General features: G+C 59.8%; 25 protein-coding genes. 17 read left to right on the top strand and 8 right to left on the bottom strand.

Features of this window, described 5'->3' with window-relative positions; genetic code table 11:
• Nucleotides 1–292 precede the first annotated feature (292 nt).
• Together B5477_RS08935 and B5477_RS08930 are read left to right on the top strand one after the other, a co-directional pair.
• Entirely contained in the window at nucleotides 293–628 is a 336-nt protein-coding gene (locus tag B5477_RS08935; RefSeq protein ID WP_079699370.1) for a hypothetical protein, read from the top strand.
• Between the two features lie 265 nt (nucleotides 629–893).
• Nucleotides 894–1,610, top strand: a complete 717-nt coding sequence (locus tag B5477_RS08930; RefSeq protein WP_079699369.1) for a hypothetical protein — start codon at nucleotides 894–896, stop codon at nucleotides 1,608–1,610.
• Nucleotides 1,611–1,690: 80 nt separating this feature from the next.
• Here B5477_RS08930 and B5477_RS08925 read toward each other — a convergent pair whose 3' ends face one another.
• Complete coding sequence (locus B5477_RS08925; RefSeq protein ID WP_079699368.1) at nucleotides 1,691–2,332, bottom strand: type I phosphoribosyltransferase; 642 nt, start codon at nucleotides 2,330–2,332, stop codon at nucleotides 1,691–1,693.
• 170 nt (nucleotides 2,333–2,502) lie between these two features.
• On the opposite strand from B5477_RS08925, the gene ade reads away from it, so the two are divergent.
• Complete coding sequence (gene ade, locus B5477_RS08920) at nucleotides 2,503–4,206, top strand: adenine deaminase (RefSeq protein WP_242942162.1); 1,704 nt, start codon at nucleotides 2,503–2,505, stop codon at nucleotides 4,204–4,206.
• Nucleotides 4,207–4,437: 231 nt separating this feature from the next.
• Here the strand turns inward: ade and B5477_RS15410 are convergent, their stop codons facing one another.
• Nucleotides 4,438–4,566, bottom strand: coding sequence for a hypothetical protein (locus B5477_RS15410; protein WP_278335619.1), 129 nt, complete (start codon nucleotides 4,564–4,566; stop codon nucleotides 4,438–4,440).
• 131 nt (nucleotides 4,567–4,697) lie between these two features.
• Between B5477_RS15410 and B5477_RS08915 the strand changes: the two genes are divergently transcribed.
• Complete coding sequence (locus B5477_RS08915; RefSeq protein ID WP_079699367.1) at nucleotides 4,698–5,489, top strand: substrate-binding periplasmic protein; 792 nt, start codon at nucleotides 4,698–4,700, stop codon at nucleotides 5,487–5,489.
• 58 nt (nucleotides 5,490–5,547) lie between these two features.
• On the opposite strand, the gene typA is transcribed toward B5477_RS08915, so the two are convergent.
• Nucleotides 5,548–7,365 carry a translational GTPase TypA gene (gene typA / locus B5477_RS08910; RefSeq protein ID WP_079699366.1) on the bottom strand — a complete coding sequence of 606 codons (1,818 nt, stop codon included), beginning with the start codon at nucleotides 7,363–7,365 and terminating at the stop codon, nucleotides 5,548–5,550.
• A 322-nt stretch (nucleotides 7,366–7,687) separates the two neighbouring features.
• On the opposite strand from typA, the gene B5477_RS08905 reads away from it, so the two are divergent.
• From B5477_RS08905 to B5477_RS08885, 5 genes are all read left to right on the top strand, one after another.
• Entirely contained in the window at nucleotides 7,688–8,587 is a 900-nt protein-coding gene (locus tag B5477_RS08905) for an ABC transporter substrate-binding protein (protein ID WP_079699365.1), read from the top strand.
• Nucleotides 8,588–8,671: 84 nt separating this feature from the next.
• A complete protein-coding gene (locus B5477_RS08900; protein ID WP_341455993.1) occupies nucleotides 8,672–9,385 on the top strand; it encodes an amino acid ABC transporter permease in 714 nt (237 codons plus the stop codon).
• The gene (locus B5477_RS08895) at nucleotides 9,369–10,091 is read left to right on the top strand and encodes an amino acid ABC transporter ATP-binding protein (RefSeq protein WP_079699364.1); all 723 of its coding nucleotides are present in this window, start codon (nucleotides 9,369–9,371) and stop codon (nucleotides 10,089–10,091) included. The genes B5477_RS08900 and B5477_RS08895 overlap by 17 nt, the downstream gene beginning before the upstream one ends.
• Nucleotides 10,092–10,329: 238 nt before the next feature.
• Nucleotides 10,330–10,653, top strand: coding sequence for a carboxymuconolactone decarboxylase family protein (locus B5477_RS08890; protein WP_079699363.1), 324 nt, complete (start codon nucleotides 10,330–10,332; stop codon nucleotides 10,651–10,653).
• Entirely contained in the window at nucleotides 10,653–11,168 is a 516-nt protein-coding gene (locus B5477_RS08885) for a PadR family transcriptional regulator (RefSeq protein WP_079699362.1), read from the top strand. The genes B5477_RS08890 and B5477_RS08885 overlap by 1 nt, the downstream gene beginning before the upstream one ends.
• A gap of 44 nt (nucleotides 11,169–11,212) precedes the next feature.
• Here B5477_RS08885 and B5477_RS08880 read toward each other — a convergent pair whose 3' ends face one another.
• Both B5477_RS08880 and B5477_RS08875 read right to left on the bottom strand, forming a co-directional pair.
• Nucleotides 11,213–12,514, bottom strand: a complete 1,302-nt coding sequence (locus tag B5477_RS08880) for a sensor histidine kinase (RefSeq protein ID WP_079699361.1) — start codon at nucleotides 12,512–12,514, stop codon at nucleotides 11,213–11,215.
• On the bottom strand, nucleotides 12,507–13,187 hold the full coding sequence (locus tag B5477_RS08875) for a response regulator transcription factor (RefSeq protein ID WP_079699360.1): 681 nt from the start codon (nucleotides 13,185–13,187) through the stop codon (nucleotides 12,507–12,509). The genes B5477_RS08880 and B5477_RS08875 overlap by 8 nt, the downstream gene beginning before the upstream one ends.
• A 186-nt stretch (nucleotides 13,188–13,373) precedes the next feature.
• Here B5477_RS08875 and B5477_RS08870 point away from each other — a divergent pair, with 186 nt between their 5' ends.
• The 5 genes from B5477_RS08870 to B5477_RS08850 all read left to right on the top strand — a co-directional run bounded on the left by B5477_RS08870 (nucleotide 13,374) and on the right by B5477_RS08850 (nucleotide 19,896).
• Nucleotides 13,374–15,665 carry an ABC transporter substrate-binding protein gene (locus B5477_RS08870; protein WP_079699359.1) on the top strand — a complete coding sequence of 764 codons (2,292 nt, stop codon included), beginning with the start codon at nucleotides 13,374–13,376 and terminating at the stop codon, nucleotides 15,663–15,665.
• Between the two features lie 86 nt (nucleotides 15,666–15,751).
• A complete protein-coding gene (locus B5477_RS08865) occupies nucleotides 15,752–16,615 on the top strand; it encodes a carbohydrate ABC transporter permease (protein WP_079699358.1) in 864 nt (287 codons plus the stop codon).
• Nucleotides 16,612–17,460: a carbohydrate ABC transporter permease gene (locus B5477_RS08860; protein WP_242942161.1), complete on the top strand. Its 849-nt coding sequence runs from the start codon at nucleotides 16,612–16,614 to the stop codon at nucleotides 17,458–17,460. The genes B5477_RS08865 and B5477_RS08860 overlap by 4 nt, the downstream gene beginning before the upstream one ends.
• Nucleotides 17,461–17,467: 7 nt before the next feature.
• Nucleotides 17,468–18,871: an efflux RND transporter periplasmic adaptor subunit gene (locus B5477_RS08855; RefSeq protein WP_079699357.1), complete on the top strand. Its 1,404-nt coding sequence runs from the start codon at nucleotides 17,468–17,470 to the stop codon at nucleotides 18,869–18,871.
• Complete coding sequence (locus B5477_RS08850) at nucleotides 18,868–19,896, top strand: ABC transporter permease (RefSeq protein WP_079699356.1); 1,029 nt, start codon at nucleotides 18,868–18,870, stop codon at nucleotides 19,894–19,896. The genes B5477_RS08855 and B5477_RS08850 overlap by 4 nt, the downstream gene beginning before the upstream one ends.
• Nucleotides 19,897–19,921: 25 nt before the next feature.
• On the opposite strand, the gene B5477_RS08845 is transcribed toward B5477_RS08850, so the two are convergent.
• From B5477_RS08845 to B5477_RS08835, 3 genes are read right to left on the bottom strand one after another with little or no spacing between them, the layout of a single operon-like run.
• Complete coding sequence (locus B5477_RS08845; RefSeq protein WP_079699355.1) at nucleotides 19,922–21,706, bottom strand: ABC-F family ATP-binding cassette domain-containing protein; 1,785 nt, start codon at nucleotides 21,704–21,706, stop codon at nucleotides 19,922–19,924.
• Nucleotide 21,707: 1 nt separating this feature from the next.
• Entirely contained in the window at nucleotides 21,708–21,914 is a 207-nt protein-coding gene (locus tag B5477_RS08840) for a hypothetical protein (protein WP_079699354.1), read from the bottom strand.
• Nucleotides 21,884–23,131, bottom strand: coding sequence for a DnaD domain protein (locus tag B5477_RS08835; RefSeq protein WP_079699353.1), 1,248 nt, complete (start codon nucleotides 23,129–23,131; stop codon nucleotides 21,884–21,886). The genes B5477_RS08840 and B5477_RS08835 overlap by 31 nt, the downstream gene beginning before the upstream one ends.
• A gap of 148 nt (nucleotides 23,132–23,279) precedes the next feature.
• On the opposite strand from B5477_RS08835, the gene B5477_RS08830 reads away from it, so the two are divergent.
• The 3 genes from B5477_RS08830 to B5477_RS08820 are packed head-to-tail and all read left to right on the top strand — an operon-like array spanning nucleotide 23,280 to nucleotide 26,071.
• Nucleotides 23,280–23,756, top strand: coding sequence for an Lrp/AsnC family transcriptional regulator (locus tag B5477_RS08830; protein ID WP_079699352.1), 477 nt, complete (start codon nucleotides 23,280–23,282; stop codon nucleotides 23,754–23,756).
• Complete coding sequence (locus tag B5477_RS08825; RefSeq protein WP_079700441.1) at nucleotides 23,756–24,928, top strand: aminotransferase class I/II-fold pyridoxal phosphate-dependent enzyme; 1,173 nt, start codon at nucleotides 23,756–23,758, stop codon at nucleotides 24,926–24,928. Before B5477_RS08830 ends, B5477_RS08825 begins: the two co-directional genes overlap by 1 nt.
• A gap of 3 nt (nucleotides 24,929–24,931) precedes the next feature.
• Complete coding sequence (locus tag B5477_RS08820; RefSeq protein ID WP_079699351.1) at nucleotides 24,932–26,071, top strand: DUF362 domain-containing protein; 1,140 nt, start codon at nucleotides 24,932–24,934, stop codon at nucleotides 26,069–26,071.
• Nucleotides 26,072–26,099: the final 28 nt, after the last annotated feature.

The raw sequence follows: 26,099 nt of genomic DNA, 5'->3' as shown, positions 1-26,099 counted from the left end.
GCATTGTTCAAAACAAAAGAATTCGTGAACGATATTTTTCCGTCTTGTGAACAAATTGTTATTCCAAATTGTAGAAAAAGAATGACAGGAAAAATTACTATAAGTATAAAGGAAGAGTGTTGAAAATCTTTCGTCGTTTTGACTATTATTTTTTTACATTCTGAAAAAAATGCAGGAGGTTGCAATGAAGATTGCAAAATCAAGCAAGAAACTGCAATTTTAACTAGCGTTTCTCGTAAAATATGCTATAATGAGTGAGCAATCCATCAAAAACAAGGAGTGTCAAATCAAAATGAAAAAGATTTTAGTTTGCATGTTATCTGCAGTTGTTGCTCTTTCCATGGTTGCTTGCGGCTCCACCGCTTCGGAGTCTTCCTCCGCGAGCGAGCCCACCAGCTCCGTTTCTGAGGAGAGCAGCGAGGCTTCCTCTGAGGAGTCCAGCGAGGCTTCTTCCGAGGAGAGCAGTGAGGCTTCTTCTGAGGAGAGCAGCGAGGCTTCTTCTGAGGAGTCCAGCGAGGCTTCCTCCGAGGAGAGCAGTGAGGCTTCTTCTGAGGAGTCCAGCGAGGCTTCCTCCGAGGAGAGCAGCGAGGCTTCCTCTGAGGCCGAGACCTCTTCTGTCGCTGCCTAACTTTTCGCGGCATGCACAGCGCAGTAAGCGCCATATGAAAGCTGTGGGTTTACCCACAGCTTTCTTTTTTTGACAGATGCTCCAATGCCGCAATAAAACAACCAGAAATTATTAAGATAGGCAGTTAAATCTGGAAATATCTATAAAAATAGGATGATTTTGTAAATTATAGCTGTGATTCGGCGGAAACTGTGTTATAATCGAAAAGCAACTGTCCGGCCCCGGCAGGCCGGCAAAAATTATGTTCGATGATAAGGAGATCCATATGAAGAAGATTTTAGTCGCGATATTGGCCCTGACCACTGCACTTTCCATGACCGCCTGCTCGGGCAGCAAACCGGCCGAGCAGGAGACCTCCTCGGCGGGCGAGGCGAGCTCCGCCGTTTCCGAAAGCTCCTCTGAGGCCTCTTCCGAGGAAACCTCTTCGGAGAAATCCGAGGCGCCCGCCGGCGACACGACTCCCGAGCAGGCCGCTGCTGCGGCGTTTGATGCGTTCAAAGCGCTCGACCAAGAGAAAATTGCCGAGTACTTTATCGGTGGCGAGAACGTCAATCTCAGCAATATGAGCCCGGTTGCCGATGGGGAAAAACTGAGCAAGCTGTTTGTCGAGAACTTCAGCTATGAGCTGGGCGAGGTCACCGAGGACGGGGACAGCGCCGTCATCAAGACCAAGGTCACCAATGCGAACATGTCCACCCTCTTCAACGACCTGATGGCTTTCGCCATGGAGCAGGCCGTTACGGGTGAGACCGACGAGGCAAAGATCAACCAGGCTGTCGAGGACAAAGTGATCGAGCTGGTCGGCACTGCGAAGGAGAACCCCGTCACCGCCGAAGTGGACGTCAGGCTCACAAAGGCGAACGGCGTCTGGAAGGTCGAAATGGACGAGAACCTCCTGGATGCCGTCATGGGCGGCTTGGTAAGCGGTATGGCCGAGATGATGGAGCAGATGGCCGGCGCGCTCACTTCCGCCGCGGAATAATAATCAAATCATCAGAACCATCCAAAAGAAACGGCCCGCAGGCAATTGCCGGCGGGCCGTTTAGAATATTCCGGTTAAGGTCAAATTTTGGAGTAGCCAAAGCTGTTGGCCAGCGCGTCGATTTTTTCACCCGCCTTGCATTTTGGGCAGTCCCGGAAGGAATAGGTGCTGTAGCCGGGGATATCTTCGCGGGTGAAGAGGGGATGGATTTCGACCCCTTCGATCTCGGGGATGGCGCTGAAGATCGCGGAGATGCCCGCAACCCTGCCATCGTAGTACCGGACGCACTCCAGAGTGCGGTGCATCGTCTTACCGGTGGTGATCGAAGCGATCAGGATCAGCACGTTCTTGCCGGAGATCATCGGCTGCAGGTTATCGCGGAAGAGCATCTGTCCGTTCGAGTTGTACTCTGGCGTGACAAGATAGATGTTTTTATTGCTGTTGACCGAGTGGACGTTGGGTTTGGAGAGCTCCTGCGCAAGATAGCTGCCGATGGTTTCGCTTCCGTCCATGCAGACGATGGTGTTGACCAGCGTATTCATCTCATACCGCTTGGCCATCTCAGCCGCCGCATCCATCGCCATCATGTGGCGATGCTTCATGCTGGTGATGTCGATGTAATAATTGATGTGCGAATGGCTGGTCACAAAGTGGCCCGGGATCGCATCGATCGAGATATTGGTATTCCCCTGGTAATAAATGGTTACACCGTTTTCGTTCATGAGAACCCTCCCTTTCAAAACACGTTTGTTATATTATAGCAGCATTGACAAATTTTATCAATTATTTCTTTGAATTTTATTTATTTTAAACGGAGCGATTGCCTTTTTACTTGATTTCCCGGCAGGAGTATATTACAATAGTGTTTAAAAATAATGGGAGGGGTGTGCCTGTGACGATTGATCGGGAAAGCATTGCCGCGGCGATGGGGGAGGCCTTGGCGCCGCTCGTTTTGAAGAATGCGACGGTGCTTAACGTCTATACCGGCGAGCTCTTAGAGTCGGACGTCGCCATCCGGGATGGGATCATCCTCGGGGTTGGCCGCTATCAGGGAGAACGGGAAGTCGATATTTCGGGCAGGTACCTGGTGCCCGGCTTCCTCGATGCGCACATGCATATCGAGTCCTCGATGACCACTCCCGCCCGCCTGGCAGGAGAGATCCTTCCCTGGGGCACAACCACCGTGATCGCCGACCCGCACGAGGTGGCCAACGTCAGCGGGCTTACGGGGATCGAATACTTCCTCGATGAGGCCGAGGGACTGCCGCTGCATATTTATATCATGCTGCCCTCCTGTGTGCCCTGCACCCCCTTTGAAACCAGCGGGGCCGTGCTGGGGGCCGAGGAGCTGCTGCGCCTCAAGGGGCGGGAAGGCGTGCTGGGCCTGGGCGAGATGATGGACTACGTTGGGGTGGTGCAATGCGACGAGGGGGTCCATAGGAAGCTCGCGGCTTTCCGGGACGGGATCATCGACGGGCACGCTCCGCTGCTGACGGGCAATGCGGTGCAGGCCTACCGGCTGAGCGGCATAGCCACCGACCATGAGTGCTCGCGGGAGGACGAGGTCCTCGAAAAGCTGCGCGCAGGGTTCTATCTCCTGGTGCGGGAGGGGTCGGCAGCAAAGAACCTGGAGGCGATCCTGCGCGCCGTGCAGAAGAACGGCCTGGGCTACGACCGCCTCGCGTTTTGCACCGACGACAAGCATCTCGAGGACATCAGCCGCGAGGGGCATATCAGCCACAACATCCGCCGTGCCATCGGGTTCGGGGTACCGGCGGTGCAGGCATACCGGATGGCAACCTTAAACCCCGCGCAGATTTACGGCCTGCGCCAGCTGGGCGCAATCGCCCCGGGCTGCCGGGCCGACCTGGTGGTGCTGGATGATCTGGAGCGGGTCAAAATCCACTCGGTCTACTGCGGCGGAAAGCTGGTCAGCGAGCGGGGGAGCGCGGTGCGCCTCACCGGCGCACCCTGCCCCGCCGCCCTTTTGGACACGGTCAAGGTCGCGCCCGTGAATGAGCAGGACCTGCGCCTGCCGCTGGGCCGGAACCCCACCCCGGTGATCGGGCTGATCCCGGGGCAGATTGGCACCTCCTGTCTGCTTGAAGAGGTCGGGCAGGAGGGGGACTGCTTCCAGGCGGACCGGGTATATCAGAAAATTGCGGTCGTCGAGCGGCACCACGCCAGCGGCCGGGTCGGGGTCGGGATTGTCAAGGGCTTCTCGGTGCATGGGGCGATCGCCACGACCGTGGCCCATGACTCGCACAATTTGATCGTGATCGGGGACAACGACCGTGACATGCTCTGCGCCATCCGGGAGCTGTGCCGCTGCGAGGGCGGCTATACCCTGGTACAGGACGGCCGGGTAGTCGATACCCTGCCGCTTCCCATCTGCGGGCTGATTAGTGATGAGGAGCCCGCGGCGATCAAAGAGCGCATTGCAGATATGACGCTCGAGGCGCACCGGATGGGCGTCCCCGAGGGATTCGAGCCCTTCATCACCATGTCCTTTTTGGCACTGCCGGTCATTCCGGAAATCCGGATCACCGACAAGGGAGTATTCGATTCCTTACACTACCGCTTCATCAAAAATTGAGAAACCGGCTGCAGCCATTCCGGAACCACTCGTATGGAAGTATTGAAAGCTTTGCTTACAATACTTTGGAAAGGGCGCAGCTTCAATCTCCGCCCTGAAGAAAAAATGCGCCCTTTACGCGAGCACGCATAAGGAAGTATGGCAGGCAAAGTCTGCCATACTTTGGGAGGGGCGCAACGCCACCCCTGTCCGGAAGAAAAGAAGGGCGCTCTTTGGTAGCAGCCGGTTTTTTTAAAACCACTTTTTCCGTTTAAAGATCAGCAGGATCACCACCAGGATCCGCCCAAGATAGGCCCCGTGCGGATAGCTTGGAAGGCCCGGGAGGGGCTCCAGCTTGTCGCGTTCGACCGAATAGGACATCAAATATCCCCCGAATCAGGTTTTTCGGCGAATTGGTAGCAAATTACAGATTATTTTGTTATAATATAGCTTAACACAGGCGAGGTGGATTCGCCACCAGATTGGATAAAAATTACAAGTGGGGGATTTCAATGAAAAAATGGACGGTGTTCCTGCTCGCGGCTGTCGCCGCCGCAGGGCTGCTGGCAGGCTGCCAAGGCTCGCAGCAGGCCGGTGGGGGAGGGCTCTTCGGGCCAAAGAAGCTGACGGTCGGGGTGAACGCCTCACTGCCGCCGCTGAGCTTCGAGGAAAATGGCGAGGCCACCGGCTTCGATGTGGAATACGTCAGAGAGCTTGCCTCCCGCATGGGGATGGAAGCTAAAATCGAGACGGTGGATTGGCAGGGTAAGGCGCAAGCGCTCGGGGAAGGCAAGGTGGAGCTGCTCATCGGGGGCCTGACCGCCTCACAGGGGGGCGATCTGCTCCTCACGAAGCCCTACCGCTCCGGCTCTCAAGTAATTATGACCACCGATTACAGTGGGATCACCCGCAAGAAGGACCTGGCAGGCAAGCGCTTGGGTCTCTGCGTTGGGAGCGCCGGCGAGGGCGCGCTCGGCGCAGACGAGGCAGCGTCGCAGATCGGAGAGCTCATGCAGTATCCCGACAGCGCCGCCGCGCTTGCGGGGCTGCGGGAAGGCCGGGTGGACGCGGTCCTGGTGGACGGGGACACGGCCCGCTACCTTGCAAAGGAGGAGCCGGGATATTTAATACTGCCCGAGGAGTTTTCCGGCGAGCAGTATGTCATCGCTCTCCAGTCGGGAAACGACAAGCTGCTCGGGCAGGTCGAGGCGGCGATGGACGAGATGGAGGCCGACGGCTTTACCGGGACGCTGATCGCCAAATGGTTCCCCGGCGCACCGGCTGAAAGCGAAGAGGCAAAATAGGCCGGAGAAACCAAAAAAACGGATGGGCCCGACGGGCCCATCCGTTTTTTAACTTATATTATTTCTTGGAATTTGCCTTCATGCGCAGGGCGTTATTGAGAATTCGCTTGCGGATGCGGATGTTCTCCGGAGTAATCTCGAGCAGTTCGTCCTCCCCGATAAATTCGAGCGATTCCTCCAGGCTCATGCGCTTGGGCGGAACCAGGCGCAGCGCGTCGTCCGAGCCGGAGGCACGGGTGTTGGTCAACTGCTTCTTCTTACAGACGTTCACCGCGATGTCCTCCGCCTTGGGGGAGCGGCCGACGACCATCCCCTCGTAGACCGGCACTCCCGCGCCGATGAAGAGCTCGCCGCGCTCCTGGGCGTTGTAAAGCCCGTAGGTGATCGACTCGCCCGTCTCAAAGGCGATCAGTGAACCGTAGTTGCGCCGGGGGATATCCCCCTTGTGGGGCTCATATCCGGCAAAGATGGTGTTGAGGATCCCCTCGCCCTTGGTATCGGTCATGAACTGGCTGCGGTAGCCGAACAGGCCCCGGGAAGGGATTTTGAATTCGATCCGCATCCGGCTGCCCTGGGGGGTCATATGGGTGAGCTCACCCTTGCGCTGGCCCATCTTCTCCATAACCGAGCCCATGTATTCCTCGGGTACGTCGATCACCAGCTCCTCCATCGGCTCCATCAGCTGGCCGTTTTCGGTCTTGGTGAGCACCTTCGGGGTGCTGACCTGGAACTCGTACCCCTCGCGGCGCATGGTCTCGATCAGGATGGACAGGTGCATTTCGCCCCGTCCGCAGACCCTGAAGCTTTCGGTGGTCTCGGTGTCCTCCACCCGCAGCGACACGTCCTTGAGCAGCTCGCGGTAGAGGCGCTCGCGCAGGTGGCGGGAGGTGACGAACTTGCCCTCGCGCCCGGCGAAGGGGCTGTCGTTGACCGAGAAGGTCATCTCCATGGTGGGCTCGGAAATCTTGACGAAGGGGAGTGCTTCCACCGCGTCGGTCGCGCACAGGGTGTCGCCTATGCTGATATTTTCGATCCCCGAGATGCACACGATGTCGCCCATCTTGGCTTCGGTGCAAGGGACCCGCTTGAGCCCGTCGAACTGATAGATGTTGACGACCTTGCTCTTGAATTTCTTCTCCGGGTCGTGATAGTCGCAGACGACGATCTCCTGATTCTGCTTGACCTGCCCGCGTTCGATCCGGCCGATGGCGATCCGGCCGACGAAGGAATTGTAGTCGATCGAGGAGACGAGCATCTGAAACGGCCCTTCCAGATCGCCTTCAGGCGCCGGAATCTGCTCGAGAATCTTGTCGAAGAGGGGACACAGATCGCTCCCCGGGAACTCGGGGGAATAGGAGGCGGTGCCGTCCCGCCCCGAGCAGAAGATGACGGGGGAATCGAGCTGTTCCTCCGAGGCGTCCAGATCGAGCAGCAGCTCGAGCACCTCGTCGGGCACCTCCTTGAGCCGGGCGTCCGGCTTGTCGATCTTGTTGATCACCACGATCACCCGGTGTCCGAGCTCCAGCGCCTTCTGCAGCACGAACCGGGTCTGGGGCATGGGGCCCTCCGAGGCGTCCACCAGCAGGATGACGCCGTTGACCATCTTGAGCACCCGCTCCACCTCTCCGCCGAAGTCGGCATGTCCGGGGGTGTCGATGATGTTGATCTTGACATCCTTATAATAGGTGGACGTGTTCTTGGCCAGAATGGTGATTCCGCGCTCGCGCTCAAGGTCGTTGCTGTCCATCACGCGGTCCTCGACCACCTGGTTTTCCCGAAACACGCCGCCCTGCTTGAGCATTTCATCCACTAGGGTGGTTTTGCCGTGGTCGACGTGCGCGATGATCGCGACGTTGCGCAAATCCTCTCTCATCAAAACTGATTCCTCCAATGTTTGCCCGCTTCCGGCGGGCTTTCCGACTCATTTTTTACAACTATTTATTCTACCACATTCGCGCTTATAACACAATCTTTTTCTCTTGTCTTATACATCAATATGAAAAGGATGGGAAAAGCTCGGCCATTTGATACAAAAATAACGCCCGGACGGGGAGAAAAAACTGATATAACTGTATAAAGATGAATAAATATAAATATTTTTTCAAAAAACTCTTGATTTTACTGGCGCTGAGTGTATAATAAATGCATAGCCTCAAACGAGGTACATAAAACAACGAACAATTACTGGAGGAGTTTATATGAAAAAGATTCTGGCAGTCCTGTTGGCCGTTTCGATGACGGCCGTGTTCGGCGCCTGCTCGTCGGGCGGCGGCGCCACTTCGTCCGAGACGAGCGAGCCCGCAAGCTCTGAGGCGGCGCCCGAGAGCTCCGAGGCCGAAGCTCCCGAAAGCTCGGAGGCTTCTTCCGAAGAATCCGAGGCTCCCGCCGACACCGGCAACATGCCGACCGTTGAGAAGATCAAGGAGAAGGGCGAGCTTGTCATGCTGACCAACGCCGCCTTCCCGCCGTTCGAGTATGTCGACGGCTCTGAGATCACCGGCGTGGACGTCGAGATCGCCCAGGCAATCGCCGACGAGCTGGGCGTCAAGCTGACCGTCACCAACATGGACTTCGACCCGATCATCGACTACATCAAGACCGGGAAGGGCGACCTCGGGATCGCGGGCATCACCGCCAACGAGGAGCGCGAGAAGGCGGTCGATTTCTCGACCTCCTACATCACCACCACCCAGTACATGATCCTGCCCACCGGCGTGGACGGCGCCACCTTCGACCCGAACGGGAAGATCATCGGCGTGCAGCAGGGCACCACGGGCGACAATTACTACGCTTCCGATCCGGAGGTCATGCAGCCCAAGGAGGTCAAGCGCTACAAGAGCGCGGTTGACGCCGCCGCCGACATGGCGCTCGGGCGTGTGGACTGCGTGATTATCGACGAGATGCCCGCCAAGGCGATCGTCGCCAACAACCCTGACAAGATGCAGGCTTACGACCCCGGCTATGACAAGGAGAGCTACTCCATCGCCATGATGAAGGGCAACGATTCCCTCAAGCAGGTGGTGGACAGCGTCCTGCAGAAGCTGGCCGACGAGGGCAAGATTGAAGAGATGATCGTCAAGCACACGTCCAACCAGTAAAACGGGATAAAACCGAATGCGAATCCTCGGCAGACAGCAGAATATCCTGCTGTCTGCCCTGTTTTGCAAGGGAAGGGGAAGAGTATGAACGCAATGACGCTCAGCCTATTCGGCGATATTCTGGATAAGCTGAACACCGCGCTGCTCGTACAGGACCGGTACAAGCTGATCCTGACGGGTCTCAAGAACACGCTGCTCATGGCGGTGTTCGCCACCATCATCGGCACGCTGATCGGCGTGATCGTGGCGGTGATCAAATACTTCGCACAGGGGAATAAAAAGCTGGCGCCCCTGGGATGGGTGTGCGACCTGTATACCACTGTGATCAGGGGCACGCCGGTGGTGGTCCAGCTGCTGATCTGGTCCACCGTCATCCTGACCGGAATTCGGGAGGCGCTGCCAATCGCGATCATCGGCTTCGGGATCAATTCGGGTGCCTATGTCGCCGAGATCATCCGCGCCGGGATCGACTCGATCGACAAGGGGCAGACCGAGGCGGGACGCTCGCTCGGGCTCAACCGGATCCAGACCATGCGCCTGATCGTTATGCCGCAGGCGGTCAAGAACATTCTGCCTGCGCTGGCCAACGAATTCATCGCCCTGCTTAAGGAGACCTCGGTCGCGGGCTACATCGCCATGCACGATTTGACCAAGGCGGGGGAAATGATCAAGAACAATACCTTTGACGGGACCGCGCTTTTCGTGGTCGCGATTATCTACCTGGTGCTGGTCGTGGGCATGACCAAGCTCCTGGGGCTGCTGGAAAGGAGGCTGAAGAAGGGTGATCTCCGTTCATAACCTACATAAGTCCTTCGGCGACAACAAGGTCCTCAGGGGGATCGACGAGCAGATCGCACAGGGGGAAAAGGTTGTGGTGATCGGTCCCTCCGGCTCGGGCAAGTCCACCTTCCTTCGTTGCCTCAACCTGCTTGAGGAGCCCACCTCGGGGGAAATTACCTTCGAGGGGGTCAACATCACCGACAAGAAGTGCGACATCAACAAGATGCGCCAGAAGATGGGGATGGTCTTCCAGCACTTCAACCTCTTTCCCCATCTGACGGTTCTGCGCAATATTACTTTAGCGCCGGTCCAGCTCGGGCTGCAAAGCCAGAAAGAGGCCGACAAAAACGCGATGAAGCTGCTCGAGCGGATCGGGCTAAGCGATAAGGCAGAGGCCTATCCGCCCCAGCTCTCGGGCGGGCAGAAGCAGCGGATCGCCATCGTGCGCAGCCTGGCCGTGAACCCGGACGTCATGCTCTTCGACGAGCCCACCTCCGCGCTCGACCCCGAGATGGTGGGGGAGGTGCTCGAGCTGATGAAGGAGCTGGCGCTGGAGGGGATGACCATGGTGGTGGTCACCCATGAGATGGGCTTCGCCCGCGAGGTGGCCACCCGGGTGCTCTTCATGGACGAGGGGCAGATCGTCGAGCAGGCCCCGCCGCAGGAGTTCTTCAGCAATCCGAAGAATCCGCGCCTCAGGGACTTCCTTTCCAAGGTGCTGTGACCCGTATCTGAAAAAGAATGCCGTGAGGTTCTCACGGCATTCTTTTTCTCTGTTTCGGTTCCTGGCCGGCATTGAAAATTTATACGCCCAATTGACTTGGACTATAAAATATAGTACTATAGTTTATACTACTATACAGAGGGTATTTCAAACGCAGAGTTTTGTGCCTATACCGCCGGTAGCGGCAATTTCGCACGGCGAAACCGGCACGAAACATCCAGAAAGGAATGGTTATTTTATGGAGCATGTCAGCAATGATTTTCAGGTTTTTATGGATGAATCGGGCGAGGTAGGCAAGGCTTACATGGAGTCGGTGATGAAGATATCATCCGCCAGCGCGCTCGGGCCGAAGGTGCAGGAGCTGTGCTACCTTTCGGTGCTCGCAGCGGTGGGGCTAAGGAGCGGCATGGACTTCCATGTGCGCCATGCAAAGGCGCTGGGCGCCACCCGGGACGAAGTGAAAAGCGCCATCCTCGCGGGGTTGCCCGCGGTCGGGCTGGTGATCACCGGGTCGCTCGCCCCGGCGCTGAAGGCCTTTGACGAGGCGGGTGAACCGCTTTGATGTCCACCGTCGATCTCATCATCCTGGGGCTGGTGCATGAGCAGCCGCTGAGCGCCTATGACATCCAGAAGGCGGTCAATTACCGCAACCTCGACCGCTGGGTCAAGGTGAGCACCCCCTCGATTTATAAGAAGGTGCAGAGCCTCTCACAGCGGGGTTTCCTCTCCTGCGAAAGCCAGCCGGCAAAGACAGTCTATTCCATCACCCCGCTGGGACGGGAATATTTTGCCGAGCTGATGGAGGGGATCGCCCGGCAGTCGGTGTCCATCCTTTTCGATTTCAACGCTGTGGTGGCCAATCTCAATAAGCTTTCGCCCGCGCAGTCCCGGCGGTTGATCGGGGAGATCAAGGAAAACATCGCAGGCACGAGGGATTTTATGGAGGAGATGGCCGCGCAGCGTGAGCATATTCCCCTGGTGGGCCGCGCGGTGCTCGGCCAGCAGGTTGCGGTGGCGCGCACCCTGCTGGATTGGATTCGGGGCTTCGAGCGGGACTTCGATGAAGAAGACCGCTGAAAAGAGCCCCTCCGGCTTCGTTTTACGAAGCCGGAGGGGCTCTTTTAATGCCGTTCAGAAGGCAGCTCCACCACGAAGGTGGCGCCGCCGCCCGGAGTATCCCGCACAAAGATATGGCCCTTGTGCAGCTCGACGATTTCTTTCGCGATCGAGAGTCCCAGACCGTAGTGCTCCTTGTTCGAGCGGGAGCTTTCGACCCGGTAAAAGCGTTCGAAGATATGCGCCTTGTGCTCATCCGGGATTCCGTTTCCGGTGTCCGAAACCAGGATTTGCAAAGCGTTGTGGGGTACCTTGACGCATAGAGTGATCCTGCCGCCTCTGGGGGTATAGCACAGCGCGTTGTCCAGCAGCACCGAGAGCACCTGCCCCAGGCGCTGCCGGTCCCCCTGGATTTTGGGCAGCGGCTCTTCGTCCTCCAGGAGCAGCCGCAGCGAGATTCCCCGCTCGGCGGCCAGGCTCTCATAGAGCTCGCAGGTGTCCAGCAGCAGGGTTTCGACCTCCAGCGGCTGAAAGCTCACACTCCAGGTCTTGGCATCCCGGCCGGCCAAAAGCAGCAGGTCGTCCACCAGCCGGGACATCCTGCGGCATTCGGTCCCGATGGCGGCGGCGAAGCGCTTCGCCTGCTCGGGCGCGGCCTTCGGGATGGCCGAGGCGCTGGTGCCGATCACGGCAAGCGGGCTGCGCAGCTCATGCGAGGCGGCGGCGATGAAGCGGGTCTGGCGCACCCGGCTCTCCTCCACCGGGCGCAGGGCCCGGCCGGTGAACCACCAGCTGAAAAGGGCGAGCAGCAAGGTTCCCATCAGCACCAATGCGGCGAAGAGCTCCAGCCGGCAGATCCCTTGGAGATAGGGGAGGCGCATATCTTTGAGCACGATGAGGTTGAGCCAGCCCATCGGGGTGGAGGTGGCCGCAGCGGCTCCGAGATAGGGCTCGCCCGCCTCTCCTGACAGCGAGAAGGTGACGACGTCCGCCTCGATGGTCGAGGAGGGCGGCTCTGACCAGTGAAACCCCTTTGCCGCGGCTGCCTCCTTGCCGAGCGCGATCAGCTGCGCGCGGTCGGTGGAGGTGGGGTAGCTGCCCTCGAAGCGCAGGGGAGAGCCCTTGTCCTCGATATGGATGAGCAGACGGTTTCCGTTTTCGGTCTGCGCCAGCCAGGAGCGGTCGATCACCGACTGGAACTGCAGATGGTACAGGATGGAGTTGAGGTCGCTGCGCAGTGCGACGGCGTCGCTCTCCTCCTGCTGGCGCTGGGCGATATAGAGCACTCCGGCCGCCATCGAGGTCAGAATGACGGCTGTAATCAGGGTGCACAGCAGGGTCAGGCGCAGATGCAGCTTTTTAAACATCGCTCTTCTCCAGCCGGTAGCCGGTGCCGCGCACCGTCTTGATCTGCAAGGCGCTGCCGACCGCGCGCAGCCTGCGCCGCAAAAAGTGGATGTAGTTGTCGAGGTTCCCGTCCTCCACCATGGCGTCCGGGCCCCATACGCGGGAGAGCAGGGTCTGCCGCGGGAGGGTCTGGCCGGGGTTTTTGAAGAACATTTCAAAAAGGTCCGCCTCCCGCTTGGAGAGGGAGCACTCCTTCCCGCCGCGCATGAGCTTCTTTTCCATCCCGTCGAAGGAGACGTCCCCGAAGCTCATAACTTGGCTGCTCTCCCAGGCGCGGGGCCGGCGGCCCATCGCCCGGATGCGCGCAAGCAGCTCCTCGATGGCGAAGGGCTTGACCAGATAGTCGTCCGCTCCCGCATCCAGCCCGTCCACCCGGTCCCCGATCCCGTCGAGCGCAGTCACCATCAGCACCGGGGTGGTGTTTCCCGCCCGGCGTGCCCGGCGCAGGATTTCGAGTCCGCCCAGGCGGGGGAGCATGCGGTCTAAAATTACCAGGTCATACGCCCCTTCGAGTATGTAGCGCAGCCCGTCGTCCCCGTCGCTGCAAGCGTCCACGGTATAGCCCTCCTGCCGGAGCTGAAAGATGACCGCCTCACAGAGCGCTTCATCATCCTCGATCATCAGGATTCGCATGGCGCTTATCCTCCTTTGTCTGTTCTGATCCTTACTCTACCACCCTTTCCTCTAACCTTCCTTGAAAAAAGACACGTTGAACGGCTTTTCAATATCGAGACGATTGAGCCTTTGGAGAAAATTTAGAGATTGGGATGATACCATGTGTTCCAGAGTACATCATAACATTTTTTTGGAGGAAACGGCATGAAAAAGTTTGGAAAACGTCTGCTTGCGTTTCTGCTGGCCGGAAGTTTGGGACTGCTCAGCGCCTGCTCCGGCTCGGATACGCCGGCGCAGTCGAGCTCTGGGGATGTCCCGAAGGCCGAGAATACCGCGATGGGCAGATACATAGAGGAAGAATACGCCTGGCCGCAGGAGGTCACCCGTTCGGCGGGCATGTTCCGTCTTTCGGACGGCTCGCTGAGAGTGCTGGGGAGCATTTTCGATCCTGGAACCTTCCACCCCTGGTATTTCTACAGCTCGAAGGACGGCGGGAAGAGCTGGCAGAAGGAGGAGGAAAGCCCGCTTTCCAACCTTGACAGCGACGCCTTTATCCAGGCGGCAACCTATGACAGAGAGGGAAATTTCTATTTTACCTACACCGTCTACTCCCAGGAGTTCCAGGATATTCTCAACGAAGCGATGAGCACCGGCGAGATTCCCGAAGATTTGACCTATCCGCCGGACCACCATATGAAGGTCGCGCCCGACGGCACGATGACCGAGCTTTCTATCGAGATGGACAAGGACAGTATGGGGCGCGACGCCTTCACCGGCTATCAGATCGCGGACAATGGCGACATGGTGGTGGAGAATTACGGCACCCTCGCATCCTATGACCTGGCAAGCGGGAAGAAGAAAAATTCCTTTGTCCCCCAAAACGGAGTGGACGACTACCTGCTCATCGGTGGCACCGTCTATATCGTCAGCGGCAATGAGATCGTGCTGTACGATCTGGAGAGCGGGGAGGCCACCGGCGAGACCATCCCGATGGAAGGGTATTCCGGCGGCGGCGCGCTGAGTGTCGGGGAGGACCAGAAGTCGATCGTGCGGGCGGACAGCACCGGCATTTACCGCTATCTGCTCGACGGCAGCGTCTGGGAACAGATCGTCGAAGGCTCCCTCACCTCGCTGGGTATGCCTTCGGTCCATATCGGCAGTATCTTCGAGATGGAAAACGGGGACTTCCTGGTGCGCTCCTCCGGGGACGACGGCTACCAGCTGCTCCATTATACCTTCTCGGCCGACACCCCCGCGGTGCCCACCGAGGAGATGAACGTCTATTCCCTCAGCGACAGCAGCACCCTGCGCCAGGCCATCGGGCTTTATCAGCGTGAGCACCCGGAGCTTCGGATCAACTTCACCGTCGCGCTCGATCCGGACACCGCCATCACCGCCTCGGACGCCATCCGCTCGCTGAACACCGAACTGCTCGCGGGCAAGGGCCCCGACCTGCTGGTGCTCGACTCTCTGCCGATCGACAGCTATATCGAGAAGGGGGTCCTCAGCGACCTGTCCTCTGCCGTCTCGCCGCTGGTGCAAAGCGGCGAGCTGCTCGAGAAGATTGCAAACACCTATAGCAGGGACGGAAAGCTCTATGCCGTGCCCGCCCGCTTCGGGGTGCCCGAGCTCTGGGGCCCGAGCGAACTAATCGAGAGTGCTCAGGATCTGACCAGCTTTGCCGATTGGGTTGTCGCCGAGCATGAGAGGAATCCGCAAGCGAGAGCGCTTATCCGCATGAAGCCCGAGCAGCTGATTTCCGACTTTTACTATACCTGCGCGCCGGCCTGGCGGGACGAGGACGGGAGCATCAAGGAAGCCGAGTTTGAGAAGTTTTTGACCGATATCAAGCGGATCGCCGACGCCGTGCAGGAGATCCCCGCCGATTATCCGTATCCCTTTGACGACGAGGGCACCAACTTCCTTTGGGGAGGGGTCTACTGGGCCAATGGGCTGGTCAACACCGTGCTGGGCCTCTCCCAGACCACCGAGGACCTCGCTTCGCCCGATGCGGCGGCGACCTACCGCGGCGACGGAAAATTTGCCATCCTGCCCGGGCAGGCGCAGAACGTCTATGTGCCGCAGACCGTACTGGGGATCAACCAGAATTCCACCCAGCAGGAAAACGCCCTTGGGCTGATCGAGACCGTCCTTTCCTACGAAGTGCAGAAGAATGACTTCGAGGACGGCTATTCCCTGAATATCAAGGCGCTCGACGAAAGCGCGCTGACCCCGTATGAGGAAGGGGACGACGGGATGCAGGCCCCGCTTTACATCGATGGGGAAGAGAAAATTTTCCAGATCATCTGGCCGAGCGACGAGACGATGGCCGGGATCATGGAGAAGATCAAGGGCCTTTCCACTCCCTCCACGGCCGATCCGGTGCTGCTGCAGATGATCCTGGATGAGACAAAGGATTTCTTTGCCGGCGCCAAGACGGCCGGGGAAGCCACCGCGGCCCTGGTGCAGCGCACCCAGGCTTATCTGGCGGAGTAAGAAAGCAAAATTTATTATGAGCGAGGCAGCCGTCCGTCCATCGGGGCGGGCGGCTACCTTGCGAAAACAGGGAAGGGAGGAACACCATGCTTGGCATCAAAAGAAGCGGCAGGAGGAAATGGATCTGGTTTTGGTTCGTGCTGCCAAGCCTTTTGGGAGTGGCATGGTTCGTCCTCCTTCCGTTCACGGACGTGGTGCGCCGTTCCTTTTCACAGACGATGAACGGCGTATTCGTCGGGCTGCAAAACTACGATACCGTACTGCACAACGGGGCGTTCTTACAGGCGGGCGGCAACACAGTGCGCTTTGTGCTGATCTGTATCCCCGCCCTGATCGTCCTCTCGCTGCTCGTCGCGCTGGCGCTTTACGGCCACCCGCAGCAGGCGGGGGTCTTTAAGACCACCTTTTTGATCCCGATGGCGATCCCGGTCGCCTCGGTGGTGCTGCTCTGGAAGGTATTGTTCCATCAAAACGGCCTGCTCAGCGCCTTCCTCGACGGGCTGGGGCTGCAGGGGATGGACTGGATGAAGACCGGGTTTTCCTTCTGGGTGCTGGTGGTCAGCTATATCTGGAAAAACCTCGGCTACGACATGATCCTCTGGCTGGCCGGGCTGTCGGGGATTTCCCCCAGCCTTTATGAGGCTGCGGCGGTGGATGGGGCTGGAAAGCTAAAATGCTTTACAGCAATAACCTTGCCCAATCTGCTGCCGACCCTTTACACCATCACGGTGCTTTCCTTTCTCAATTCCTTTAAGGTATTCCGCGAGGCCTACCTGGTGGCGGGGGACTACCCGCACAGCAGCATGTATCTGCTGCAGCATCTCTTCAACAACTGGTTCGCCGACCTGGACATGGATAAGCTGTGTGCGGCGGCGGTGCTGGTGGGACTGATCATCTTTGGGCTGATCCTGCTGCTGCGCCGCGCCTGGGAGGGGGAAGGCGAGCTGTGAAAACGCTCAGAAAGGCGCTGGCGCTGCTTTTTCCCACCCTGCTTTCCCTCACGGTCTGGCTGCCGATCCTGCTGATCGTGGGCGGCTCCTTCATGGGGGTGGCCGAGCTGCTCGAGGATTTGGGGCCGGTGCTCGCCGGAGAAGAGGGGTTCGCCCGCTGGAGCCTGCTGCCCCAGTACCCGACCCTGCGGCCCTATGTCGAGCTGCTGCTCGATTCGCCCCAATTTTTCGTGATGTTCTGGAATTCGGTCAAGCTGGCGGGCGGCATCCTGCTCGGACAACTGCTGGTGGGCGCGCCCGCCGCCTGGGGCTTTGCGAGGTGGAAGGGGAAGCTGCAAAACCTGCTCTTCACCGTCTACATCGTGCTCATGCTCATGCCCTTCCAGGTGACGATGGTTTCAAATTACCTGGTACTGGACGGCCTGAGCCTCCTGGATACTCATCTGGGGATCATCCTGCCGGCGGCCTTTTCCACCTTTCCGGTTTTTATCATGTACCGCTTTTTCTGCGGGATACCGGGCGCGGTGCTCGAGTCGGCATCGCTCGACGGGGCCAACGAGCTGCAGGTATTCCTATACATCGGGGTCCCTTTGGGCGGGGCGGGGATCATGTCAGCGATGGTGCTCGGCTTTCTGGAGTACTGGAACATGATCGAGCAGCCGCTGACCTTCCTGCATGAGCGTACCCTCTGGCCGCTCTCCCTTTTCCTGCCCACCATCGTGGCGGACAAGGCGGGGCTGTCCCTGGCGGCCTCGGTGATCACCCTGCTGCCGGCCATCCTCATATTCATGCTCGGCCAGCGCTATCTGGAGGCCGGGATTAAGGCCGCGGGGCTAAAGGAGTAGGAGCAAGATGAAATTTCGGGAACTGATAAAGTATCAATTGGATACGGGGAAGCCGCTCTCCCGCCAGCAAAAACTGGTGCGGCTGCTGCTCGGCTTTCTCCTGCTTATGCTGCTGCTGACCCTCCTGTCCCGGGCGGCGGATTCCCTGACGGTGGCGCGGGTGACGACCGAGCGACCCAAAAACGCCGCCATTGAGCACCAGGTGCGCAAGGACGGAATCTTAGGCGCCAACCATGAGTCGGCCGCGGTGGCAGTGGGAGGAATCCTGGTACGAAGCGTGGAGGTACACCTTGGGAGCCTGGTCAAGGAAGGGGACCTGCTCTTTACCCTGGACACCGCCGACGTGCAGCGCCAGCTGGCCGAAAAACGGCTGGAGCGGCAGAAATACCAGCTTCAGCTGGCGGCGGCTCAGCGTGCGCAGCAGAAGGAGGAAACGGCCGCCGAGCGCGCGCAGGAGCGCGCCGAGGAGGACTATGAATACGCCCTGGAAAAGGCGCAGTCCGAGATGCGCCGAGCGAAAAGCGACTGGAAAGACGCTGAGGACCGGGTCGATGAATTCTGGGACGACCACGACAGGGACGATGACGACGACTGGTCCATCGGCTCCTCCCGCAGCGAGCTGGACACCCTCGAGGAGCGCGCCAAGGAAAAGAAGCGCGCTTATAACGACGCCCTGCGCGCGCGGGACGAGGCGGTCCTGGCGGCCAAGCGGGCCATCGAGGACGCCGCGCTCACCGACCCGGAGGGGGCTGAGGCGCAGGTGCTCGCGCTGGACATCCAGCTGCTGGATTTACAGATCGCCGATTTGCAGACCGTACTTGCCCAGGAAGGGCAGGTGCTCAGCGAGCTCGACGGGGTGGTGACCGAGCTCGGGATCAGCACCGGGAAAAAGACCACCGGGGAAGCGAGCGTCGTCATCGCCGAGAGTTCACAGGGCTGGCGACTGGGCGTGACGCTGGACAGCGACGAAGCCAAATACGCCGCGCGCGGGGACCGGGTGTCGGTTTTCCTGCCCGGCAAGCAAAAGGAGATACAGAGCGTCATCGAGACCATTGCCCCCTCCTCGCAGGAGCCGGGCGCGGTGGAGGTGGTCGCCCTGGTGCCCGAGGGGGAGCTTGGGCAGTCGGCAACCATGCAGATCAGCAAGAAGGGGGACAATTACCCGGTCTGCGTGCCCATCGGGGCGCTGCACGGCGCCGAGGGCGACCAATACGTGCTGCGCCTCACGGAAAGCGAAACCGTGCTTGGCCGGGTCAAGACGGCCGAACGGGTGAGCGTCACGCTGGAGGACAGCAATGATACCCGCGCAGCCGTCAGCGGCGCGCTGAGCGGCCAGGACGAGATCATCGTCTCCTCCAGCAAGAGCATCTATGACGGGGACCGTGTGCGCTTAGAGGAGCCGCAGCCATGAGCGGGCGGATAAAAGAGCTCTGCCTTGGCACGCTGCTGCTTCTATCCTTGGCGGCGGGCTGGCTCATCACCCTGCAAAGCGTCGGGCGGCTGGAACGCGTGCCCGCCACCGTACAGCTGCGTTATCGGGAGGAGGCCTTTTCTCCCCGGGAGCTTGACGAGATCGCCGGGAGCGAGGCGCAACAGGGGAGCGGTGCCCTGCCCCTGACGGCCTTTGGGCAGCAGGAGCAAAAGAAGGTGTCCACAGAGGCGCCCGCGCGGGAGGCGCAGCTGACATTGCTTTGGACCTGGGGCCGGATGGACCGGGCGATGTCCGCCCCCCTGCTGTCAGGGTATTACCCGGCCGCCGGGGGCGACGGGTGCGTGGTGGATGAGAGCGCGGCTTACCGACTTTGGGGCAGCCGCCAGGTGACGGGGGAAACCCTTCGCTACGATGGAAAGGACTATACCGTACGTGGGGTGAGCGAGGCGGCGGGCGGGGTGGTGCTCCTCCCGGCCGCGGCGGAGCAGCGGGTACTCTCCACCCTGGCGCTGGAGCCGCCGCCCGGGAAGGACCGGCGCGCGGCGGCCGAGGAATTTCGGGTGCGCCATGCCCTCGAAGAGGCGGACGCAATCCTGCTGCTGGGCGGTTTTAACTCCCTGGGCCGGCTTTTGCTCTTTCTGCCGTTTTTGATCCTGGCGTGCGTGCTGCTCTGGCTGCTGCTGCAAGCCCTCTGGCGGTTGCGCCACATGCCCTTCCTCTTTGCGCTCGATCTTGGCGCCCTGGTCCTGATCCTGGTTCTGGCCTTCTGGCTTTCCGGGGTGCGGATCAGCTTTCCCCAGAGCATGGTGCCCACCCGCTGGTCGGACTTCGAGTTTTGGCAGCGGCTCTTTTCCTCTTGGGGGGAGAGCCTTGTGGAGCTTTTGCGCAGTGAAAAGCTGATCCCCGACCTGCTCTACTGGAAGGAATGGGGGAAGGCGGCCGGTGGCGCACTGCTCTCCTCCCTTGCCATGGTCCTGCTCATTAAAAGAAGAGCGGCCGGATGATTGTAATCATCCGGCCGCTTTAATGCTAGGAGTCCTGCTCGGCGATCTGCTGCGCCAGGTCGTTTAGATAGACCCACCGCTCCATTTTTTCATCGAGCTGCGCTTGCAGACCCTCCTTTTCAGCGGTCAGCTCCTGCAGCGCGGCATAGTTGCTCGCCTGCTCGGCCAGCTGCCGTTCGTTTTCTTGCAGCGCCTCTTCGAGTGCCGCAATCTCTCCGTCGATCGTTTCCAGCTCCCGCTGCTCCTTAAAGCTCAGGCGCAGCTTCCTCTCGCGCTGGCGCCCGGCGGCGGGGACCTTTCTCGCAGGCGCGCCGCGCTCGGGTTCCTCTTCCTTGCGGCAGCTCAGGTAGTCGCTGTAACCGCCGACATAGCCGGTGAGGACGCCGCCGTCCTCGAAGACGAAGACCTGCCTCGCCACCCGGTCCAGGAAGTACCGGTCATGGGAGACGGCAATCACGGCGCCGGGGAAGGTGTCCAGATAGTCCTCCAGCACCGTCAGTGTTTCGATGTCCAGGTCGTTGGTGGGCTCGTCGAGCAGCAGCACGTTCGGCGCGTCCATCAGGATGCGCAGCAGATAGAGCCGCCGGCGCTCACCGCCCGACAGCTTGCCGACGGCGGTATACTGCATATCGGGGGTGAAGAGAAAGGTTTCGAGCATCTGCGAGGCGCTCAACACCCCGTCCGGGGTCTGGATGTTGAGCGCGGTGTCCTTGATGTAATCGATCACGCGCTGGGAGGGATCCATCTCCCCGCACTCCTGTGAGAAGTATCCGATCTTCACCGTGGCCCCTTTTTCCACCTGGCCGCTGTCGGGGGATACCAGCCCGAGGATGATTTTCAGCAGGGTGCTCTTCCCGCAGCCGTTCGGACCGATAAGGCCGAGCCGGTCGTCCCGCAGCAAGTTATAGGAAAAATCCTTGATCAGGGTTCGTTCCCCGTAGCTTTTAAAGATGCCTTCGATTTCAATGATCTTTTTCCCCAGTCTCGAGGAGAGGGAGCGAAGCTCCAACCCTTGTGCTTTCTTTTGGGCAGGCTGGGCGCTGAGCTCCTCGAAGCGCTCAACCCGAAAGCGCGCCTTGGTACCGCGGGCTTTTGCGCCCTGCTGGATCCAGGCGAGCTCCTTGCGCAGCAGGGCCTGGCGCTTGCGCGCGCTGGCGGCAAGGCTCTCCTCCCGCTGTGCCTTGAGCGAGAGAAAGCCGGAGTAATTGGCCTCGTAGGAGTAAAGGCTGCCGCCCGCGACCTCCACGATCCTGTTTGTCACCCGGTCCAGAAAGTACCGGTCATGGGTAATCATCAGCAGCGCTCCCTTGTAGCGCCGCAGGTAGTCCTCCAGCCACTCGATCATCTCGTTGTCGATATGGTTGGTCGGCTCGTCGAGGATCAGCAGGTCCACCTGCGTGACCAGCGCGGCGGCCAGCGCCACCCGCTTTTTCTGCCCGCCCGAAAGCTCGCCGACCTTTTGGTCGAGATCGTTTACCCCCAACCGGGTGAGGATGGCCTTGCATTCATATTCGGCGGCCTCCCGGTTTTGCTGTTCGATCCCGGCCATGGCCTGCAAAAGGACGCTTCGCTCCCCGCGAAAGTCAGGGTTTTGCGGCAGGTACCCTATATGCAGGCCGTTCATTTTGGTGATCTCGCCCGCGTCGGGCTCCTCCACCCCGGCAATGATTTTGAGCAGGGTGCTCTTGCCCGCGCCGTTTTGCCCGATCACTCCGATCTTTTCATTGTCGCCGATCCCCAGCGTAACCCCATCGAGCAGCGGGGTCACGCCGTAGCTTTTCGTAATCTGTTGTGCAGTCAGCAGGTTCAATTTATCTCACCAATTCCTTGAGGCAGTCGCAGGCTTCTCCGTCGGGCCGGTAGCCCTTGTCCTCGCATTTCTTGCAGCGATAGGGTATTTCCAGATAATCGGGCGCATAGCCGTTATGTACCAGCAGCGCTTCCTTTTCCTGCTGCAGTGTAAGATTCTCTTCCCGCAGGCGGGCGATCAGGTCGCCGGTGTTTCCGCCCAGCAGCACCGCCTTGGAGACCTCGAACCCGGTCTTGGCCAGCGCCGTGTCGATCTGTTTGAGGCGCGGCAGCTTCCCATAGACCTCCTCCTTACGCTTGGCCGCGATCTCCCGCGCGGCGTTGCGCCGCTGCTGAAGCTCGGCGTGGGCCTTGTCGTACCGCTCCTTTTGCGGGGAGGGCGGGGCGAGGGGGCCGCTCCCAAAGGTGCGCGCCTTTGGCTGGTGGGCGGGGCGAGGGGGCCGCTCCCAAAGGTGCGCGCCTTTGGCTGGTATTCGCTCTGCGCCGCCCTTTGGGGCGCGTTCATTTCGTCCACCGCCTGGCGGGGGGTCTTGATCCCCTTTTCGTGCCAGCGGGAGAGGATCGAGTCGCAGTAGGGGAAGGAGAGCTTGCCGGTGTTGTCCACCGTGCGCTCGTAGGCCAGCTGGATGAGCGGCAGCTCAAAGCCGTACTGGTCGAACCATTTGGTCACATAGTCCATTTCCTTGGCGGTCAGGTTGCGCGAAAAGATCCCAAAGGCCGATTTGATCTTGCCCTCATAGTCGTTTTTGCGGGTGAGGGAGAGGATGTGCTGTTCCGCCTTGTCGAAGGTGTCGATCCCCCGGTCGATCCAGTCGTAGGCGGTCTTTTCGATGTAGCGCAGGCTGCTTTTGCCGATCGAAACGCAGTACTGGATCACCATCAGGATCAGCTCGACCTCCATCCCGCCGTAGCTGTAGAGCGAAACGAGCGCTTCCATCCCAGAGGGGGAGATGGTCTTGCCCAGAATTTCCTGCGCCTCCTGCAGCAGGGTGGAGACCTGCTGGTCTTTGGCCGCCAACGAGGAAATTTCCTCGGGTGCCAGCCGTCCGCGGACTGGGGGTTTTACGATCTTCTGCTCCGGCGTTTGCGGCTCTCCGGTCTTGAGGGGGACGGTATCAGGCGCGGGAGCGGGCGTCTGCGGCTCCTGGCCCGCTCTCGCGGGCTGCAGCAGGCTGTCCCCTCCAAGCGTCTCCTCCATGAGAACGCCCGAAGCGATCCAGTAGTTGAGAGCGTCCTGTGCGTCCGCCGTGGAGAGGCCGACGAGGGCGGCGAGCTCTGCCAGGGACAGGGACTGTTCATTGTGGCGCAGCAGCACCAGCAGAACCTTGAGCGAGGCGGAGCCGCAGGTCTTGATATGCTTGTCCACGATCTGGGTGGGGACCGCGAAAATATTTCCCCAGATGCCGAAATCCAGCTTATAGGCCATGGAAGAACCTCCAAGATGATGTAAATAGTTGCTTTAAAAATATATTATATCATAAAAGGTCAAAAGGCGCATCGGGAAATTAACGGTTTACTTCCCAAAACGGATGGGCTATAATGAGAGAAATCAAAATGAAAAGGAGCTGTGCTCGATGAAGCTTTTACGTCTCTTGGAGGAGAATTCCAGACTCTCTCTCGAACAGCTGGCGACCATGACCGGGATGAAGGCCGAGGAAGTGGCGGCCGAGCTGGAGCGCTATGAGCGGGAGGGGATTATCCGCTCTTACGGGGCAATCATCGACTGGGACAAGACCGAGAGGCATTATGTCAGCGCGCTTATCGAGCTTCGGGTTTCCCCGAAAAGGGACTGCGGCTTTGAGGAGATTGCCAAGACCATCATGGAATTTCCCGAGGTGGAGTCGGTCTATTTGATGAGCGGGGGCTATGATCTGGCGGTGACCGTTTCGGGCGAATCCTTTAAGGACATCGCCATGTTTGTCGCCTACCGCCTCTCTCCTCTGGATTCGGTGCTCTCCACCGCGACACACTTCGTCCTGCGCCGCTATAAGGAACGGGGCGTGGTTCTCTGCGGGGAGGAAGGGGACGAGAGGGAGGTAACGGTGCTGTGATCGATTACTCGTCTGTCCTCTCCGAACGGGTTCAGGAGCTGAGCCCCTCGGGGATAAGAAAATTTTTTGACCTCGCCAGCGAGATGGAGGGTGTGATCTCCCTCGGGGTGGGGGAACCGGATTTCAAGACCCCTTATTCCATCCGGCGCGCGGGGATCGAATCCCTGGAAAAGGGCCGCACCTGGTACACCGCCAACGCCGGACTCAAAGAGCTCAAGGTGGAGATCACAAACTACCTGCGCCGCCGCTTCGAGCTCGATTATAACCCGGCCGATGAGGTCATCGTCACCGTCGGCGGGTCGGAAGCCATCGACCTTGCCATCCGTTCCCTGATCAATCCCGGCGACGAGGTGCTCGTACCCGAGCCCTGCTTCGTCGCCTATGCGCCGATCGCCGCGCTCACCGGCGCCAAGGTGGTCCCGATCCCAACCCGGGAGGAGGACGACTTCAAGCTGTGCGCCGCCGCGCTCAAGGAGCGGATCACCGATAAGAGCAAGCTGCTGATCTTCCCGTACCCCAACAACCCGACCGGCGCTGTCATGCGTCAAAAGGAGCTCGAGGAGATCGCCGGGGTACTGCGGGACACCAACATCATCGTGCTTTCGGACGAGATCTACGCCGAGCTGACCTATGGCGAGCGGCGGCATGTCTCGATCGCCTCGATCGAGGGGATGCGCGAGCGGACCATCCTGGTCAGCGGGTTTTCCAAGGCCTATGCCATGACCGGCTGGCGGATCGGCTATGTCTGTGCCCCCGCGCCGATCACCGCCCAGATGCTCAAGGTCCACCAGTACGCCATCATGTGCTCGCCCACCACCAGCCAATACGCCGCCGTCACGGCCATGCGCAGCTGCGACGACGAAATCCGCAAAATGGCGGACGAGTACGACGTGCGCCGCCGGCTCTGCGTGGGGGAGTTTAACCGGATCGGCCTGCACTGCTTCCCGGCCGAGGGGGCGTTTTACGTCTTCCCCTCGATCAAATCCACCGGGATGAGCAGCGACGAGTTCTGCCAGGAGCTGCTCTATTCCAAGCGGGTGGCAGTGGTGCCCGGTACCGCCTTCGGTGCGGCGGGCGAGGGATATGTGCGGGTATCCTATTCCTATTCGGTGAGCTATTTGGTCAACGCCATCAAGCGGATCGAAGAATTTTTGCAGGAGAGAAAAGGATAGCCCATGTCAGTGAAGAACCTGGTCGCCTTCACCCGGGTGGAGGATTATGAATACCAGGCGGTGCTCCACGCGGTGCGCCGCCAGTTCCGGCTGCTCGGCGCGGCCGAACTGGTGAAGCCCGGCATAAGGGTCACCGTCAAGCCGAATCTTTTGATGAAGCGGGAGCCGCAGCAGCACACCACCACCCACCCGATGGTGGTGCGCTGCGTGATAGAGGCGCTGCAGGAGCTGGGGGCCGGGGAGATCACCATTGCCGACAGCCCGGGCGGACCTTATACCAAGGGCGCGCTCGAGGGCATTTATTCGGCCAGCGGGATGAAAGAGGCGGCTTCCCTCACCGGGGCGAAGCTCAATTTCGACACCGGCTGGCGGGAGGTCAAATGCGAGGATTACCGGGTCTGCTCGGGTTTCAATATCATTGACCCCGTGGCAGGGGCCGATCTGGTGGTGAACCTGCCCAAGCTCAAAACGCACTGTATGACCACCCTTTCGGGCGGGATCAAGAACCTGTTTGGCTGCGTGCCGGGGCTGCAAAAGCCGGAGCTGCACTACCGCTTTGTGGAGGAGGAGCGCTTCTGCCAGATGCTCCTCGACCTTGCGCAGACCGTCAGTCCCGCCATCACCCTGGTGGACGGGATCGTCGCGATGGAGGGAGACGGCCCCTCGGGCGGCACGCCGCGAGGGACCGGCTTCCTCGCCGGGAGCAGGGACCTCTTCGCGCTGGATGTGGAGCTTGCACGGGTGCTGAATCTCGGGGAGGTCAAGATGCTCTCCCTGGCCGCCGTCCGCTCCCTTGCGCCGCCGGAGGATTTGATTGAAAGGGCGGGGGAGCCGCCCGCGGTGATCAAGGACTTTCGCCGCCCGCGCTCCAAGTCGCTGGACTTCCTCGGTTCGGTTCCGGCCCCGCTGCGCCCCGTGGTGCGCAGCCTCGCCGGGCGTTTTGCCAAGCCCAGCCCGAAGGTCGAAATGAAGCGGTGCATCGGCTGTGGGCGCTGTGCGCAGTCCTGTCCGGCGCACACGATAAAAATTGATCATGGCAAGGCGGTCATCGACTACAAAAACTGTATTCGCTGCTACTGCTGCCACGAGATGTGCCCGCCCAGGGCGATCGGGATCAAGAGGCTGAAACTGTTCGATATATAGACAGACAAAAGAGGTGGAGGGAACGAGA

Origin of the sequence: Provencibacterium massiliense, assembly GCF_900169495.1 — a bacterium.
Taxonomy (GTDB): domain Bacteria; phylum Bacillota; class Clostridia; order Oscillospirales; family Ruminococcaceae; genus Harryflintia; species Harryflintia acetispora.
Note: the sequence above shows the minus strand (reverse complement) of the source record. Positions and strands in the feature narration are given on the sequence as shown.

Bases quoted from the DNA above. Each gene is read 5' to 3' on its own strand.
- B5477_RS08935 (WP_079699370.1), top strand. From the start codon at position 293: ATGAAAAAGATTTTAGTTTGCATGTTATCTGCAGTTGTTGCTCTTTCC.
- B5477_RS08930 (WP_079699369.1), top strand. From the start codon at position 894: ATGAAGAAGATTTTAGTCGCGATATTGGCCCTGACCACTGCACTTTCC.
- B5477_RS08925 (WP_079699368.1), bottom strand. From the start codon at position 2,332: ATGAACGAAAACGGTGTAACCATTTATTACCAGGGGAATACCAATATC.
- B5477_RS15410 (WP_278335619.1), bottom strand. From the start codon at position 4,566: ATGTCCTATTCGGTCGAACGCGACAAGCTGGAGCCCCTCCCGGGCCTT.
- B5477_RS08915 (WP_079699367.1), top strand. From the start codon at position 4,698: ATGAAAAAATGGACGGTGTTCCTGCTCGCGGCTGTCGCCGCCGCAGGG.
- B5477_RS08905 (WP_079699365.1), top strand. From the start codon at position 7,688: ATGAAAAAGATTCTGGCAGTCCTGTTGGCCGTTTCGATGACGGCCGTG.
- B5477_RS08900 (WP_341455993.1), top strand. From the start codon at position 8,672: ATGAACGCAATGACGCTCAGCCTATTCGGCGATATTCTGGATAAGCTG.
- B5477_RS08890 (WP_079699363.1), top strand. From the start codon at position 10,330: ATGGAGCATGTCAGCAATGATTTTCAGGTTTTTATGGATGAATCGGGC.
- B5477_RS08885 (WP_079699362.1), top strand. From the start codon at position 10,653: ATGTCCACCGTCGATCTCATCATCCTGGGGCTGGTGCATGAGCAGCCG.
- B5477_RS08880 (WP_079699361.1), bottom strand. From the start codon at position 12,514: ATGTTTAAAAAGCTGCATCTGCGCCTGACCCTGCTGTGCACCCTGATT.
- B5477_RS08875 (WP_079699360.1), bottom strand. From the start codon at position 13,187: ATGCGAATCCTGATGATCGAGGATGATGAAGCGCTCTGTGAGGCGGTC.
- B5477_RS08870 (WP_079699359.1), top strand. From the start codon at position 13,374: ATGAAAAAGTTTGGAAAACGTCTGCTTGCGTTTCTGCTGGCCGGAAGT.
- B5477_RS08865 (WP_079699358.1), top strand. From the start codon at position 15,752: ATGCTTGGCATCAAAAGAAGCGGCAGGAGGAAATGGATCTGGTTTTGG.
- B5477_RS08855 (WP_079699357.1), top strand. From the start codon at position 17,468: ATGAAATTTCGGGAACTGATAAAGTATCAATTGGATACGGGGAAGCCG.
- B5477_RS08850 (WP_079699356.1), top strand. From the start codon at position 18,868: ATGAGCGGGCGGATAAAAGAGCTCTGCCTTGGCACGCTGCTGCTTCTA.
- B5477_RS08835 (WP_079699353.1), bottom strand. From the start codon at position 23,131: ATGGCCTATAAGCTGGATTTCGGCATCTGGGGAAATATTTTCGCGGTC.
- B5477_RS08830 (WP_079699352.1), top strand. From the start codon at position 23,280: ATGAAGCTTTTACGTCTCTTGGAGGAGAATTCCAGACTCTCTCTCGAA.
- B5477_RS08820 (WP_079699351.1), top strand. From the start codon at position 24,932: ATGTCAGTGAAGAACCTGGTCGCCTTCACCCGGGTGGAGGATTATGAA.